The 13,259-nt window shown below is 70.8% G+C and carries 16 protein-coding genes; 5 read left to right on the top strand and 11 right to left on the bottom strand.

Going from position 1 to position 13,259, the window contains the following annotated elements:
- Positions 1 to 12 precede the first annotated feature (12 nt).
- Positions 13 to 1,329: a hypothetical protein gene (locus EDF19_RS19180; protein WP_185022828.1), complete on the bottom strand. Its 1,317-nt coding sequence runs from the start codon at positions 1,327 to 1,329 to the stop codon at positions 13 to 15.
- 111 nt (positions 1,330 to 1,440) lie between these two features.
- Between EDF19_RS19180 and EDF19_RS12765 the strand changes: the two genes are divergently transcribed.
- On the top strand, positions 1,441 to 1,872 hold the full coding sequence (locus EDF19_RS12765; RefSeq protein WP_123681250.1) for a GNAT family N-acetyltransferase: 432 nt from the start codon (positions 1,441 to 1,443) through the stop codon (positions 1,870 to 1,872).
- A 25-nt stretch (positions 1,873 to 1,897) separates the two neighbouring features.
- On the opposite strand, the gene EDF19_RS12760 is transcribed toward EDF19_RS12765, so the two are convergent.
- Positions 1,898 to 2,425, bottom strand: coding sequence for an Lrp/AsnC family transcriptional regulator (locus tag EDF19_RS12760; RefSeq protein ID WP_123681249.1), 528 nt, complete (start codon positions 2,423 to 2,425; stop codon positions 1,898 to 1,900).
- A gap of 9 nt (positions 2,426 to 2,434) precedes the next feature.
- Positions 2,435 to 3,001, bottom strand: coding sequence for a TetR/AcrR family transcriptional regulator (locus EDF19_RS12755; protein ID WP_123681248.1), 567 nt, complete (start codon positions 2,999 to 3,001; stop codon positions 2,435 to 2,437).
- A gap of 116 nt (positions 3,002 to 3,117) precedes the next feature.
- Between EDF19_RS12755 and EDF19_RS12750 the strand changes: the two genes are divergently transcribed.
- Entirely contained in the window at positions 3,118 to 4,593 is a 1,476-nt protein-coding gene (locus EDF19_RS12750) for an MFS transporter (RefSeq protein ID WP_123681247.1), read from the top strand.
- A gap of 79 nt (positions 4,594 to 4,672) precedes the next feature.
- On the opposite strand, the gene EDF19_RS12745 is transcribed toward EDF19_RS12750, so the two are convergent.
- Together EDF19_RS12745 and EDF19_RS12740 are read right to left on the bottom strand one after the other, a co-directional pair.
- Positions 4,673 to 5,179: a hypothetical protein gene (locus EDF19_RS12745; RefSeq protein ID WP_123681246.1), complete on the bottom strand. Its 507-nt coding sequence runs from the start codon at positions 5,177 to 5,179 to the stop codon at positions 4,673 to 4,675.
- A 35-nt stretch (positions 5,180 to 5,214) separates the two neighbouring features.
- Positions 5,215 to 5,604: a DUF5997 family protein gene (locus EDF19_RS12740; RefSeq protein WP_123681245.1), complete on the bottom strand. Its 390-nt coding sequence runs from the start codon at positions 5,602 to 5,604 to the stop codon at positions 5,215 to 5,217.
- A gap of 33 nt (positions 5,605 to 5,637) precedes the next feature.
- On the opposite strand from EDF19_RS12740, the gene EDF19_RS12735 reads away from it, so the two are divergent.
- Positions 5,638 to 6,456 carry a LysR family transcriptional regulator substrate-binding protein gene (locus EDF19_RS12735; protein ID WP_185022827.1) on the top strand — a complete coding sequence of 273 codons (819 nt, stop codon included), beginning with the start codon at positions 5,638 to 5,640 and terminating at the stop codon, positions 6,454 to 6,456.
- 63 nt (positions 6,457 to 6,519) lie between these two features.
- Here the strand turns inward: EDF19_RS12735 and EDF19_RS12730 are convergent, their stop codons facing one another.
- The 5 genes from EDF19_RS12730 to EDF19_RS12710 all read right to left on the bottom strand — a co-directional run bounded on the left by EDF19_RS12730 (position 6,520) and on the right by EDF19_RS12710 (position 10,811).
- Positions 6,520 to 7,335: a DJ-1/PfpI family protein gene (locus EDF19_RS12730; protein WP_123681243.1), complete on the bottom strand. Its 816-nt coding sequence runs from the start codon at positions 7,333 to 7,335 to the stop codon at positions 6,520 to 6,522.
- Positions 7,336 to 7,373: 38 nt separating this feature from the next.
- Positions 7,374 to 8,024 (bottom strand): DNA-3-methyladenine glycosylase I, encoded by a 651-nt coding sequence (locus EDF19_RS12725; RefSeq protein ID WP_123681306.1) that lies wholly within the window; start codon positions 8,022 to 8,024, stop codon positions 7,374 to 7,376.
- Between the two features lie 38 nt (positions 8,025 to 8,062).
- Positions 8,063 to 8,479, bottom strand: a complete 417-nt coding sequence (locus EDF19_RS12720; RefSeq protein ID WP_123681242.1) for a VOC family protein — start codon at positions 8,477 to 8,479, stop codon at positions 8,063 to 8,065.
- A gap of 302 nt (positions 8,480 to 8,781) precedes the next feature.
- Entirely contained in the window at positions 8,782 to 9,117 is a 336-nt protein-coding gene (locus EDF19_RS12715) for a hypothetical protein (protein WP_123681241.1), read from the bottom strand.
- Between the two features lie 23 nt (positions 9,118 to 9,140).
- Positions 9,141 to 10,811 (bottom strand): sodium:solute symporter family protein, encoded by a 1,671-nt coding sequence (locus EDF19_RS12710; RefSeq protein ID WP_123681240.1) that lies wholly within the window; start codon positions 10,809 to 10,811, stop codon positions 9,141 to 9,143.
- A 139-nt stretch (positions 10,812 to 10,950) separates the two neighbouring features.
- Between EDF19_RS12710 and aroQ the strand changes: the two genes are divergently transcribed.
- Positions 10,951 to 11,391, top strand: a complete 441-nt coding sequence (gene aroQ / locus EDF19_RS12705; RefSeq protein WP_123681239.1) for a type II 3-dehydroquinate dehydratase — start codon at positions 10,951 to 10,953, stop codon at positions 11,389 to 11,391.
- Positions 11,392 to 11,419: 28 nt separating this feature from the next.
- Positions 11,420 to 12,472, top strand: a complete 1,053-nt coding sequence (locus tag EDF19_RS12700; RefSeq protein ID WP_123681238.1) for a Gfo/Idh/MocA family protein — start codon at positions 11,420 to 11,422, stop codon at positions 12,470 to 12,472.
- A gap of 131 nt (positions 12,473 to 12,603) precedes the next feature.
- Here the strand turns inward: EDF19_RS12700 and EDF19_RS12695 are convergent, their stop codons facing one another.
- The gene (locus EDF19_RS12695) at positions 12,604 to 13,200 is read right to left on the bottom strand and encodes an NAD(P)H-dependent oxidoreductase (protein ID WP_185022826.1); all 597 of its coding nucleotides are present in this window, start codon (positions 13,198 to 13,200) and stop codon (positions 12,604 to 12,606) included.
- Positions 13,201 to 13,259 lie beyond the last annotated feature (59 nt).

Here is a 13,259-nt window from a genome sequence, read left to right as displayed (position 1 = left end):
GGCGCACCGATCTCAGTCAGGGGCGACGTCGTGCTCGCCGACGACCGATGCGGGGAGCACGTCGTCGGAGAGGCTGCCGCGAGACCCCGCGGCGAGGGAGAACTGGTCGTCGGAGGATCCGACGATGCCGACGGCTGCGACGCCGCCGGAGGTCGAGGTGGCCGTCCCACCGAGGACGCCGACGCCGTGTCCGTCGAACGGCGCGGCCGGGTGGCCGTCACCGTCCTCGGGGACCAGCAGCGCGCGGCCGCCGAGGGTCGCGTCCTGCACGTCACCGGTGGCGACGGTGGCTGCAATAACGCCGCCGGCGAGCGGGCCGATGACGAGCGAGCTACTGACGTGCGTCGACGTCGAGTCCGCGTGCCGGGTCGTCGCGGGAGCGGACGACCGCGCAGCACCGGGGATGGCCCCGGAGCGAGGTCCCGTCGACGGCGTCTCGGCGACGCCACCGGGCGCGTCTGCGGTCGGGACCGACCCTGCGGGCGCGGGCGGCGGGGTGGTCGTGCCGCCCACCGGGAGCGAGGGGATGTCGATGACGGGGGTCGAGCCTCCAGGCAGGGTCTCCCCCACCGCCGGGACGATGCCCGTGACGACGTCCGGGACGGAGCCGACGGTCGTGCCGACCCCGCTGAGGGTGTCGTCGACCAGGCCGGTGACCGGTCCGGTGACCGTCCCGAGCGTGTCGTCGCCGAGGACGGAGCCGACCACCGGGACGCCGCCGACCACGTGGTCGACGGTGCCGACCACGGCGGTGACGGGGCGCGCATCGGTGACGCTCTCGACGGTGCCGGTGACGGGGCGGAGCACGTTCGCGACGGTGTCGGTGAGCGGCCTGGAGGCACGGCTCACGGTGTCGACGACGGCCTTCGTCGGGTGCGTGGTCGCCGCGGCCGCGGGGGCGGTCGTGGCTGGCTGCGCGGGTGCGGCAGGTGCCGGTGCAGCGGCCGGAGCGGGGCTCGACGGCGCGGGGGCTGCGGGGGCCGCGGGCTGTGCTGCCGGTGCGTGCGCGGGGGCGGAGGCCGCAGGGGCGGGCGCCGGTGCCGGTGCCGGTGCCGAGGGTGCTGCGGGCGCTGGTGCAGGGGCTGCGGGGGCGGGCTTCGCCGGGGTCGGCGCGACCGCGTTGCGGACCGGGTCCACCACGCCGCCGACGACTCCGCCGACGCCGTTCGTCACACCGTGCACGGTCTTGCCGAGCTCGTCGACGACGGACGCCGAGGCGGGCCGCGCACCGAACACGAGGGACAGCAGCACCAGGGCAGCGAGGGTCCCGATGCCCAGCAGGGCGATGCGGAGGACGGCGCGCCAGGGTGCGCGCAACGCCTTGTCCATGCGCTCACCTCCTGATCTCGGCTGCGCACGTAGAGTGGTTGACCGGCACGGTACGCCACTCCCTCCCGGAACGCACCAGGTTTCGGAAGAAATCGTCAGGAAAGGCCGGTCTTGGTCTCGATCTTCAACGCTCCGACTCGCAACCTGGACATCGTCACGCTGCACGAGGTCCTCCGACTCCGGCAGGACGTCTTCGTCGTCGAACAGGCGTGCGCGTACCCGGACATCGACGGCCGCGACCTCGAGCCCGGCACCGTGCAGTTCTGGGCCGGGCAGGGTTCGGTCGACGCGACGCTGCGACTCCTGCGCGAGCCCGACGGCACCGAGCGCATCGGTCGTGTCGCGACCGCACGGGACGCTCGGGGCCAGGGGCTCGCCGGGCAGCTCATCGAGGCCGCGATCGCCGAGTCCCGGTCAGCGTCGATCGCCCTCGACGCCCAGGCGCACCTCGAGCAGTGGTACGGGCGGTACGGCTTCGTGCGTTCCGGCGAGGAGTTCTTCGAGGACGGCATCCGACACGTCCCGATGACCCGCACGCGCTAGGCGCGGCAGCGGTCGTCGGGCCGCGTCAGGCCCGCCAGCGCCGGAGCTCGTCGAACGAACGCGCCTGCGTGGTCCGGTCGGCGACGAGCCGCTCGAACACGATGTTCGTCTGGGTCGTCGCGACCGACGGGTCTCCGCTGAGCTCGTCGGCGACGAAGTCCCGGAGCTGCTCCGTCGACTCGCACGCGATGTGCACGAGGAAGTCCTTGTCACCGGCCAGGAACGACACGTCCTGCACCACGGGGACCCGCAACAGGCGCTTCGCGAACTCGCGGAGTTCGTGCCGGGCGGCGGCGTGCACCCGGACGGACACCATCGCCTCGATCGAGAAGCCGAGCCGCGCGATGTCGACCTCGGCCCGGTAGCCCCGGATGACGCCGGCGTCCTCGAGCGCGCGCACCCGTGTCAGACAGGTCGACGGGGCGATGCCGACCGCGGCGGCGAGCCGGTTGTTGGGGATGCGGGCGTCCGCCGCGAGGGTCCAGAGGATGCGCTCGTCGACCTCGTCGAGGCGCGGAGCGGGATCGGGGCGGCGAACGGGTCGGTCGGACACGGCTCGACGCTACCGTGACGGCGTGAGCAGGGCGCGGAGGGCGTCGGCCAGCGGCACCGCGACGGCGTCCTCGTCGGCGGACGCGAGTGGTTCCACCTGCGTCGACGTCCGCAGCATCGTCATGCCGAGGACGATCGACAGCGCGATCTCGGCCCGGATGAGCAGATCGTCGGTGACGCTGCCACCGACCGCGTTCGCGAGCCGTTCGGCGTACCGCCGGAGCGTCTCCCGCCGGATCGCGTCGGCGCCGTCGTCCCCGGAGGAGCGGAGCAGCAGCATGAGCTGCATCGAGTCCTCGTCTGAGGGCGCGCGCACGACGTGTCCGATCAGGTCGGCGAGCGCCCGTTCGGCGTCCGGGACCCGGCGTTCCGCGTCCCCGAGGTCCTGGACCACGCGGTCGAGGCAGGCGCGGAAGAGGCCTTCCTTCGACACGAAGTAGCGGTTGATGAGCGCGACGTTGACCCCGGCGTCCGAGGCGATGTCCCGCACGGTCGTCGCCCGGAACCCGTCGAACGCGAACCGTCGCCGTGCAGCCTGCACGAGCAGCAGTCGGGTGGCGGCGGCGTCCTTGCTCATGGTCGCAGCGTAGCGGGCCGAGCCGTGATGTAAGCAAGTGTTGACATCGGGCCAGAAATGCGTACCCTCGTCGAGTCAGCAATTGTTTACATCACCCGAGACGACCACGGAGCACGATGACCGACACCATGCAGAGCCCACGCACGGGCTCGCACCCGACCACCTCGGGACGACGACCGAACAGCACGGCGATCATCGTCTACCTGTCGCTCGGCGGCCTCTCCTTCGCCGTCCTGCAGTCGCTCGTCGCCCCGGCGCTGTCGACCATCGGCCAGGACCTCGGCGCGTCCACGAGCGCGACGAGCTGGGTGCTCACCGCCTACCTGCTCTCCGCCTCGGTGCTGACGCCGATCCTCGGTCGCCTCGGTGACATGATCGGCAAGCGCAAGGTCCTCATCGTCGTGCTGTCGATCCTGCTCGTCGGCGCCGTCCTCGCCGCCCTCGCACCGAACCTCGGCGTGCTCATCGTCGGCCGTGCACTCCAGGGTGCAGCCGGTGCGGTGATGCCCCTCTCGATCGGCATCGTCCGCGACGAGCTCCCCAAGGAGAAGGTCAGCGTCACCATCGGTCTCCTCTCGGCGATCTTCGGCATCGGCGCCGGTGTCGGCATCGTCGCCGCGGGCCCGATCGTCGAGCACCTCTCATGGCACTGGCTGTTCTGGCTGCCCGCCGTCCTCGTCGTCATCGCCCTCATCGGCGCGATCTTCGGCATGCCCGAGTCGCCGGTCCGGAAGCCCGGCCGACTCGACATGGCCGGCACCTTCGTGCTCGCGGTGTCGCTCGTGGCCATCCTCCTGGCGATCAGCGAGGGCGAGACCTGGGGCTGGGGCGACGTCAAGACCGTCGGCCTGCTCGTGCTCGGCGCGGTCGCGCTCATCGCGTTCGTGCTCGTCGAGCTCCGCGTCGCCGAGCCGCTCATCGACGTCCGGCTCTTCGCGGTCCGTGGCGTGTGGACCGCACACGTCGTCGCCCTCGTCTTCGGTTTCGCGATGTTCGGCACGTTCGTCCTCGTCCCGACGCTGCTGCAGCTCCCCACCGCGGTCGGCTACGGCTTCGGCAAGGACGTCACGCAGGCCGGGCTCTTCCTGCTGCCGACCGTCATCATGATGATCATCGCCGGACCGATCGCGGGCATCCTCGTCCGCAAGGTCGGCCCGAAGCCGCCGATGCTCATCGGCGGGTTCGCGATCGTCGCCGCGTTCGTCCTGCCGGCGATCGCACACGGTGAGCTCTGGCAGGTCGTCGTCTCCGGCATCCTGACCGGCATCGGCATCGGCATGGCCCTGGCGGCCTGCTCGAACGCGATCATCGAGAGCGTCCCGGCGAACCAGACGGGCGAGGCCATCAGCGCCAACACCGTCGTCCGGACCATCGGCTCGAGCGTCGGCACCGCCGTCATCGCCGCCCTCATCACCTCGCACAGCACGCCGCAGGGCCTGCCGACCGACGACGCGTTCACGATCGGCTTCTGGGCATGCGCCGGCGTCGCCGTGCTCGCGGTGCTCGCCGCCCTCATCGCTCCGTCGATGGGTGCGCGCCGCGCAGCGGCCGCAGCCCGCGGGATCGACGACCTCGACGAGGTCACGCAGTAGGGGCTCTCGAGCCCACCACCCTGGAGGCCCGTCCCGCGTCGATGACGCGGGGCGGGCCTCCAGGCGGTTGCGCCCGTCGCTACATCGCGAGCGTCATGCCGACGACGGCCACCGTCATCGCGAAGACCTCGCCGCTCCGGACCGCACGGCGGTCCTCCTGCGCCCACTCGTGACGGAGCAGCCACCCGCTGAAGGCGCAGTAGCCGATCACCCCGGCGCCGAGCACCGCGGACAGTGCGATGCCGTGCCCGGCGTGCCCGTCCGACACGCCCGTCGCGTGGCCCATGAGCAGCATGCCGGCCATCACGACCGCGGAGAGTGCGCGGTGCAGGTCCATCGGCTCGCCACGGCGGCCGTCCGCGCGACGACGGCGCATCACGGGCAGGGGTGCGAGGAGCAGCAGCAGGGTCGCCGCGAACAGCGTCCACACCGCGCCGGCGTGCACGACGGGCATCAGCATCGCGACGAGCATCACCGCCGCGGGGACGATCACACCGGGCCGCGGACGGTACCGATCACCGACGATGCAGCACACCGAGGCGAACTGCGGCACGACGAGCATGGCGTCAGCGACGGTCTCGTGCACGGCGTGTCCTCGGGGCGGAGTGGTGCGGGGTTCGGTCAGTCCTCGGCGCGGGCCGCGGTCTTCGCAGCGCGGTCCTGCTTCACGCGGGCGTTCTCGGCGTGCACGGCGGCCTGGGTCGCACGCTCACGGACGAGCCACTCGGGCTTCTGCTCGAGCAGCGTCTTGATGTCGGCCGTCGTCAGCGCGTCCTCGATGCCCGCACGGGTCAGCCCCGAGATCGACACACCGAGCTTCTGCGCCACGACGGGTCGCGGGTGCGGGCCGTCGCGTCGGAGGTCCTCGAGCCACGCCGGGGGTTCGGTCCGGAGTTCGTCGAAGGCAGTCCGCGTGACCGGAGCGTCCCGGAAGGACTCCGGGGCGGCCGCCAGCAAGATGCCGAGCTTCTTCGCAGCCGTCTCGGGCTTCATGGTCTGTTCCTGCGCCATGGTGACCAGAGTACGGCCCGTATGCTCGTCTGCATGACCGCGGCACTCACCATCGCCTTCGTGCCGGGGGTCTCCCCCGCCAAGTGGGCTCGGGTCTGGCGGGAACGCTTCCCCTCCATCGACCTCCTCCTCCGTCCGATCGGGGCGGACGGCGTCGACGACGCACTCGCCGGCGAGGCCGACATGGTCTTCGCCCGGATGCCCGTCTCCCCGGCCCACAACGCGATCCCGCTGTGGACCGAGACGGCCGTCGTCGCGATGCCGAAGGACTCCCCGCTCGCCGAGCTGGCCGAGATCGACCTCGCCGACGACGAACTCGACGTGCACGTGATCGACGCCGGCCCCGTGCCCGCGGACATCGCAGCGACGCTCGACCTGGTCGAGGCGAACGTCGGCGTGGCGGTCCTCCCCCAGTCGTTGTTCCGCGCGGCCAGCCGCAAGGACCTGGTCGGACGCCCGCTCCTCGGCGGAACCGGCACCCGGATCGCGCTGGTGTGGCGCGATGCCGACGCCACCGAGGTGACGGAGGACTTCATCGGCGTGGTTCGTGGGCGCACCGCCAACAGCTCGCGCAGTGCGCAGGACCAGCCTGGAGGCACGGATCGCGACGGTGCCGACGCCTCGCGTCCGGCTCGTGGGGGCGCCAAGGCCGGGTCGGGTTCCGGCGCGGGCGCGGGCTCCGGCGGGTCCGGGGCCGGTGCCGGCGCCGGCGCCGGCGGCAAGGCGAAGGCGAAGTCGCCCGGCAGCGGGAAGTCCGGCAGTGGCAAGAAGTCCAACACCGGCAAGGGGCCCACGCCCGGTCGCGGGAAGATGCGCGGCAAGCCGAGTCGGGGCTCCAAGGGCAACCGCTAGCCGAGGCGCCGCAGCCGTTCTGCTGTGCAGCTGTGCTGCTGTGCTGCTGTGCAGCTGTGCTGCTCAGCGCATCACGGCCGCGGCGGCTCGCGCCACACGCTCACCGCGGGAGTCCTCGGCGGCAGCCCGCGCCGCGGTGACGACACGGGTGTCCGCCCGGACCGACGACCCCGCGTCGAACGGCGGCTGCGGGTCGTACTCGATCTGCAGCTGGATCGCCTCGGCCGCGGGCTGCCCAGCGAGCTCCGCCGCGAGCCACAGCGCCATGTCGATGCCCGCACTCACCCCGGCCGCCGTGACGACCGCGCCGTCGTCGACCACCCGGTCCTCCACCGGTTGGGCACCGAACGCCGCGAGCATCGGCTTCGACGCCCAGTGCGTGGTCGCTCGCTTGCCGGCGAGCAGGCCGGCGGCACCGAGCACGAACGCACCCGTGCACACCGACGTGATCCAGGTGGCCCGTTCGGCCTCGCGCCGGATGAACCCGATGACCTCCGGGTCGAGCATCGCGTCGAAGGCGCCGTCGCCCCCGGGCACCACGAGCACGTCGGCTGGCCCGGCCTCGGCGATCGTCGTCGTGGGCACCAGGGCGAGCCCGCAGTCACTCGAGACGGGGTCGAGCGTCGCCGCGACGTACTCCACCCGCGCGCCGGGGACCCGGGACAGCACCTGCGCCGGGCCCGTGAGGTCGAGCTGCGTGAGGTTCGGGAACAGCAGGAACGAGATGCGGATCTCGTCGGGGTCGTGTGCGGGGACCACGTCGTCCGCATCTGGCAGTCCCTCGGGTGCGGGAGGCTCGACATCGACCGGCACCTCGACGATGTCGGATTCCACGGGGTGGACGGGGGTGACCCGGGGATTCGGCTGGTCCGTGCTCATGTCGCGACCCTAGCCCCGCGCGTCCCGCACTGCTCCGGTCAGTCGGCGCTGCGGCCGTCGGTCGGGGGCACTGCCGCCCACACACCCGAGGTCCCGCGGCGGTGACTGCCCAGCAGGTGCGTGTCGACGATGCCGAGCGCCTCCATCAGCGCGTACATCGTCGTCGGCCCGACGAAGGCGAACCCCCGCTTCCGGAGCGCCTTCGACAGCGCGACCGACTCGTCGGACTTCGTCGGGACCTCGGTGTACGTCCGCGGCTCGGGCGTCGTGTCCGGCCGGAAGGACCACACGAACTCGGCCAGCCCGCCGTCCTGCCGCAGTGCGATCGTCGCGTTCGCGTTCGTGATCGTCGCGAGGATCTTCGCGCGGTTGCGGACGATGCCGGCGTCCGCCATCAGCCGGGCCACGTCGTCCTCACCGAAGGCCGCGACCGTGTCCGCGTCGAAGTCCGCGAAGGCCGCACGGAACGCGGGCCGCTTCGCCAGGATCGTGCGCCAGGACAGGCCGGACTGGAACGCCTCGAGCGAGAGCCGCTCGAACACCCCGCGCTCGTCGCGCACGGGCATGCCCCACTCGGTGTCGTAGTAGGTCCGGAGGAGCTCGTCGGACGACGCCCACACCGGACGTGCGAGTCCGTCGCCGCCGACGACGAGGTCCGACGGGGGTGCGGCGACGGGCTCGGTGCTCATGTGCACCATCCTGGTCGACGCCGCCGACACCCGTGCCGTCACTCCGACGGCGGGCCGTCCTGTGCGGCCTGCGGGTCCATCCACACGTACTCCCAGCGGTGGCCGTCCGGGTCGGTGAAGCTGCGCTGGTACATGAACCCGAGGTCCATCTCCGGCCGGTCCTCGGTACCGCCGGCTGCGACTGCGGCGTCGACGATGCGGTGCACATCGTCCTTCGACTCCGCGGTGAGGGAGTTGATGACCTCGATCGTGTCGGGTGAGGCGATCGTCTTGTCCGTGAACTCGGCGAACTTCGCGGTCGTCAGGACCATGAGGTAGATGGTGTCGCTCACGACGACGCACGCCGCGGTGTCGTCGCTGAAGGCCGGGTTGATCGAGTACCCGAGGGCCTCGTAGAACGCCTTCGAGCGCTCGAGGTCGGCGACGGGGAGGTTGATGAAGACCATCGTGTCCATGGGTGGTTCCTTTCGTCGTGCTCAACCTGGCGCAGCCGCGGACGCTCCGCAACCGTTTCATCGGCGAAGCAAGTGGAACGCAAAACCACTTCTCGCGCTGGCTGACATCGCCTGCGGCGCACACGGCGCGGGCCTTGCTGGGGACCACGACCTGACGACGGCTGTGATCGTCTCCTGAGTCCTGAGGTTCGTGGCGCCGGGAAACGCAAAAAACGGGTGAGCGGGGCCGTCAACCGGACCCGAACGCGGACGGGAGGCGCGATGCCGACCGGCACCGCGCCTCCCGTCCGGGGTGGGTCTGCTCAGGCGAGCTCGCGGCCCTCGCCGGCAGCCTTCTGGTGCGCCTCGGCCTCGGCCTGACCGATGATGTCCTCCGCCGGCACCGGGTTCAGGTGGTCCCAGAGGAAGAACAGGAGCCCTCCGACGAGCATCGAGAGCCCGACCCAGAGGTTGATGTGGATGCCGCCGGTCTTCTCCGGGTCGGTGTCCCAGTGCACGATGCCGACGATCGTCGTGATGACGCCGTAGACGACGAAGAGTCCGCCGAGGATCCGGCGCAGGTCGAGTCGCCGGGTGGACCGGACGAGAGCTGCCTTCTGCTCCTCGGTCATCGAGCCCGGGGTGGTGGTGTCACTCATGGTTGGTGATCTCCTTCGCGGATCTAGAGGAACGGGAGGTAGAGGACGACGCACAGCACCAGGGCGACGGTGCCGAGCAGTGCCGGCGAGCGGTACCAGGCGGTGTCGGTCGCCACGGAGTCACTGTGCAGGTCGATCTTGCCGACGCCGTAGACCAGGCCGCCGAGCTCCTTCTCGTCCTTCGGCTTCGTGGCCATCGACACGACGAACCCGACGATCAGGACCGTGACGAACGAGATGATCGCGCCGTAGAGGGTCTCGGCGGTCGCCGTGGCGAAGAGCTCCGGGTTCACGAGGTACGCGATCCACGTGATGGTCGGCGTGACGATGCCGAGGATGTAGCCCCACAGCGCGCCCTGCGTGGTCATCCGCTTCCAGAGGAGGCCGAGGATGAACACGGCGAACAGCGGCGCGTTGAAGAACGAGAACAGCGTCTGCATGTACGTCATGATGTTCGACGCCTGCGCGGCGATGAACGCGGTCGCGATGCCCACCAGGACACCGACGACGGTCACCCAGCGCCCGGTCTTCAGGTAGTGGATGTCGGGCATGTTCGGCTTGATGTAGCGCTGCCAGATGTCGTACGTGAAGACGGTGTTGAACGAGGAGACGTTCGCCGCCATGCCCGCCATGAACGAGGCGAGCAGACCGGTCACGGCGACGCCGAGCACACCGGTCGGCAGGTACATCTGGATGAGCTTCGGGATCGCGTCGTTGTAGGTGAGCGACCCGTCGGCGAACTGGTTGCCGACGACGGCCGCGGCGATCAGGCCGGGGACCACGACGATGGCCGGGATGAAGAGCTTCGGGATCGCGGCGATGAGCGGCGTGCGACGGGCGGCGGACATGTTCTTCGCCGAGAACGCGCGCTGCACCTCGGTGAAGTTCGTGGTCCAGTAGCCGAAGCCGAGCACGAAGCCGAGGCCGAGGACGATGGCGAGCCAGTTCGCACCGATCGGGTTCGTGACGTCGCCGAAGCCGGTGCCCGCCCACGCCTGCAGGTGCTGCACGCCCTGGGTCTCGACGATGGCCGACTTCAGGCCGTCCCAGCCGCCGACACGGTGCAGACCGACGATCGTCAGCGGGATGAGCCCGGCGAGGATCACGAAGAACTGCATGACCTCGTTGTAGATCGCGCTGGAGAGGCCACCGAGGGTGATGTAGACGAGGACGAAGCCCGCGGAGACGATGATGGCGATCCACTCGGGCCAGCCGAGCATCGCCTCGATCACGATGGCCATCGCGTAGAGGTTGATGCCCGCGATGAGGACGTTCGACACCGCGAACGCGATCGAGTTCACCAGGTGCGGGGCCTTGCCGAAGCGACGGAGCATGAACTCCGGCACGCTGCGGACCTTGGAGCCGTAGTAGAAGGGCATCATCACGAGCCCGAGGAACACCATCGCCGGCACCGCGCCGACGAGGTAGTAGTGCAGGGTCGCCATGCCGATCTGGGCGCCGTTCGCGGCCATGCCGAGGATCTCGGTCGCGCCGAGGTTCGCGGACACGAAGGCGAGGCCCGTGATCCACGCGGGCATCGACCGACCCGAGAGGAAGAAGTCCATGCTCGTGCGGACTTGCTTCCGGGCGGTGAACCCGATCCCGATGACGACCGCGAAGTACACGATCACCATCACGTAGTCGACCCAGCCCAGATCGAGCCGGATCCCTGTGTTCGCTGCAGCGAGAACCATTCACATCTCCACGTCAGTGTGTTGCAGTCGGCAACTCAGCCGACCCGGACGGGAACGTTACACCGAATTGTGACCGTTCACATAGCCGGGGTATACATCGCGGACGTCATGGCTCCGAGCACGTCGGTACGCTCGATCCATGACCGACCCGGTGCGCATCCTCGTCCTCAACGGACCGAACCTCGACATCCTCGGACGGCGCGATCCGGAGCAGTACGGGACCGTGACGCTCGCCGAACTCGAGGCGATCGTGCACACCGAGGCGGCGGTGCACGGCCTGGACGCCGACTTCCGGCAGACGAACCGCGAGGGCGAGCTGGTCGAGTGGCTGCACGAGGCGCTCGACGACTTCGCTGCCGTCGTCATCAACCCCGCTGCCTACGCCCACACCTCCGTCGCGCTCCACGACGCGGTCGAGGCCCTCTCCGTCCCGGTGGTCGAGGTGCACCTGTCGAACACGTGGAAGCGTGAGCCGTTCCGGCACGTCGATCACGTGGCGACCGCTGCGACGGCGGTCATCGCCGGCGCGGGTGCCGACGGCTACCGACTCGCGGTCGCGCACGTCGCGTCCTTGCTCTGAAGCGGGCGACGCGCCTAGGTTCATATGTATGGACAAAGTGCGCATCGGTCTCGTCGGCTACGGCATCGGAGGGCGGGCGTTCCACCGCCCCTTCCTCCTGGACGCGGAGGACGTCGAACTCGTCGGCGTCGTCGCGCGCTCCGCGGCGAAGCGGGAACAGCTCGAGGGTGACGTGCCGGGCGTCCCCGTGCACGACTCCCTCGGTGCGCTGATCACGGCCGGCGTCGACGCTGTCGTCATCACCACTCCCCCGTCGACCCGCCGGGACCTCGTGCTCGAAGCGATCGCAGCCGGTGTCGCCGTCGTCGCGGACAAGCCGTTCGCCCCGGACCCGGAGACCGCGCGCGCGATCCGGCAGGCCGCGGCCGACGCCAGCGTGCTGATCACGCCGTTCCACAACCGCCGGTGGGACACCGACCTCGTCACCCTGCGCGGCGTGCTCGACTCGGGGCAGATCGGGACGCCGTTGCGCTTCTGGTCACGCTTCGACATGGTCGAGCGGCACGGCATCGCGACCGGGATCGGTGGCGGGGTGCTCTCCGACATCGGCTCGCACCTGGTCGATCAGGCCGTGTCACTGTTCGGGCCGATCGCGCGGGTGTCGTGCACGCTCGACCTCCGCGACGCCCGCAGCCTCGGCCGCGACCAGGACGGACCCATCGACGCGGGGTTCACGCTGACCGCGACCCACGTGTCCGGTGTCGAGTCCGTGCTCACGTCGAACAAGGCCGGGTGGCTGCCGGCGCGACGACTCCGCCTCGACGGGGTGGACGGGACGTACGAGGCCACGAGCACCGACGTGCAGGCGCAGGCTGCGGTCGCGGGGGCATCGCCGTCGGACGACCGATCGGGCTGGGGCATCGAGCCGTCGCCGGGGACGCTGACGACGGAGTCCGGCACGGTCGAGGTGCCTTCGGCGCAGAGTTCCTACACGGACTACTACGAGCGGTTCGGCCGTGCGGTACGGGGCCTCGGCTCGGTGCCGGTGCCCGTGGACGACGCGGTGCACGTGGTCGAGGTGCTCGACGCAGCGCGGCGGTCGGCGGCGTCCGGCGAGACCGTGGCGGTCCCCGCGCCGTAGGCGGGCCCTCGCGGCGGCGCGGCGCGCGGCGACGTCGGGCACAACCAAAGTGCATCGGAACCGCGGATTCCCACGGTTCCGATGCACTTTGGTTGTGCGGCGCGGCGGGCGCCGCCGCCGGGCGCGGCGGGTCAGAAGTCGGCGGGACGCCGCACGTCGGTGAGGCCTGCCGTGGCGAAGCCGCCGCGGATGATCGGGAGCGCCCGGCGCACGGCCTGGTCGATGCGGAGCTCGAGGTCCACGTTGCCGATGTCGTAGCCACCCTCGCGCTTGGTGAAGTCGCGCTCGTTGCCGAACACCCCGATCGGCAGGGTTGTGGACTGGAAGAAGCCGAACAGCGGTCGCATCTGGTGCTCGACGAGCAGTGCGTGCCGGTCGCTGCCACCGGTGGCCGTCAGCAGGACCGGGGTGTCGACGAGGTCGTACTGCCCGATCCAGTCGAAGAAGAGCTTGAACGCGCCGGAGTACGCGGCGCGGAACGCAGGGCTCCCGACGACCAGGACGTCGGCGGCCTCGACGGTCTCCAGCGCGCGCCGGGTCCGCTCGGACATCGCCTCGCGGGTCGAGGCGGCACCGAGGTCGGCCAGCAGCGGTCCGATCTCGATGGTCTCGGTGCGGGCGTCCTCGATCTCCTCGCCCAGCCGGGCCACCGTCGCTCGGACCAGGGTCGACGTCCGCGACGGGTCGGAGGGGCTACCGCTGACGCCGACGACCAGTTCTCCACTCATGCGATCGATGCTCACACGCCTGCCGTCCGGGCGGTTCGCGTGTGACGACATGTGTCGGG

The sequence above is a fragment of the Curtobacterium sp. PhB115 genome, assembly GCF_003752025.1.
GTDB lineage: Bacteria > Actinomycetota > Actinomycetes > Actinomycetales > Microbacteriaceae > Curtobacterium.
The sequence above is the reverse complement of the archived record's forward strand: the minus strand, read 5'-3'. Positions and strand labels throughout refer to the sequence as shown.

Bases quoted from the DNA above. Each gene is read 5' to 3' on its own strand.
- EDF19_RS12725 (WP_123681306.1), bottom strand. From the start codon at position 8,024: ATGAGCACCGAGCCCGTCGCCGCACCCCCGTCGGACCTCGTCGTCGGC.
- EDF19_RS12710 (WP_123681240.1), bottom strand. From the start codon at position 10,811: ATGGTTCTCGCTGCAGCGAACACAGGGATCCGGCTCGATCTGGGCTGG.
- EDF19_RS12700 (WP_123681238.1), top strand. From the start codon at position 11,420: ATGGACAAAGTGCGCATCGGTCTCGTCGGCTACGGCATCGGAGGGCGG.
- EDF19_RS12735 (WP_185022827.1), top strand. From the start codon at position 5,638: ATGACCGCGGCACTCACCATCGCCTTCGTGCCGGGGGTCTCCCCCGCC.
- aroQ (WP_123681239.1), top strand. From the start codon at position 10,951: ATGACCGACCCGGTGCGCATCCTCGTCCTCAACGGACCGAACCTCGAC.
- EDF19_RS12715 (WP_123681241.1), bottom strand. From the start codon at position 9,117: ATGAGTGACACCACCACCCCGGGCTCGATGACCGAGGAGCAGAAGGCA.
- EDF19_RS12750 (WP_123681247.1), top strand. From the start codon at position 3,118: ATGACCGACACCATGCAGAGCCCACGCACGGGCTCGCACCCGACCACC.
- EDF19_RS12695 (WP_185022826.1), bottom strand. From the start codon at position 13,200: ATGAGTGGAGAACTGGTCGTCGGCGTCAGCGGTAGCCCCTCCGACCCG.
- EDF19_RS12730 (WP_123681243.1), bottom strand. From the start codon at position 7,335: ATGAGCACGGACCAGCCGAATCCCCGGGTCACCCCCGTCCACCCCGTG.
- EDF19_RS19180 (WP_185022828.1), bottom strand. From the start codon at position 1,329: ATGGACAAGGCGTTGCGCGCACCCTGGCGCGCCGTCCTCCGCATCGCC.
- EDF19_RS12740 (WP_123681245.1), bottom strand. From the start codon at position 5,604: ATGGCGCAGGAACAGACCATGAAGCCCGAGACGGCTGCGAAGAAGCTC.
- EDF19_RS12720 (WP_123681242.1), bottom strand. From the start codon at position 8,479: ATGGACACGATGGTCTTCATCAACCTCCCCGTCGCCGACCTCGAGCGC.
- EDF19_RS12755 (WP_123681248.1), bottom strand. From the start codon at position 3,001: ATGAGCAAGGACGCCGCCGCCACCCGACTGCTGCTCGTGCAGGCTGCA.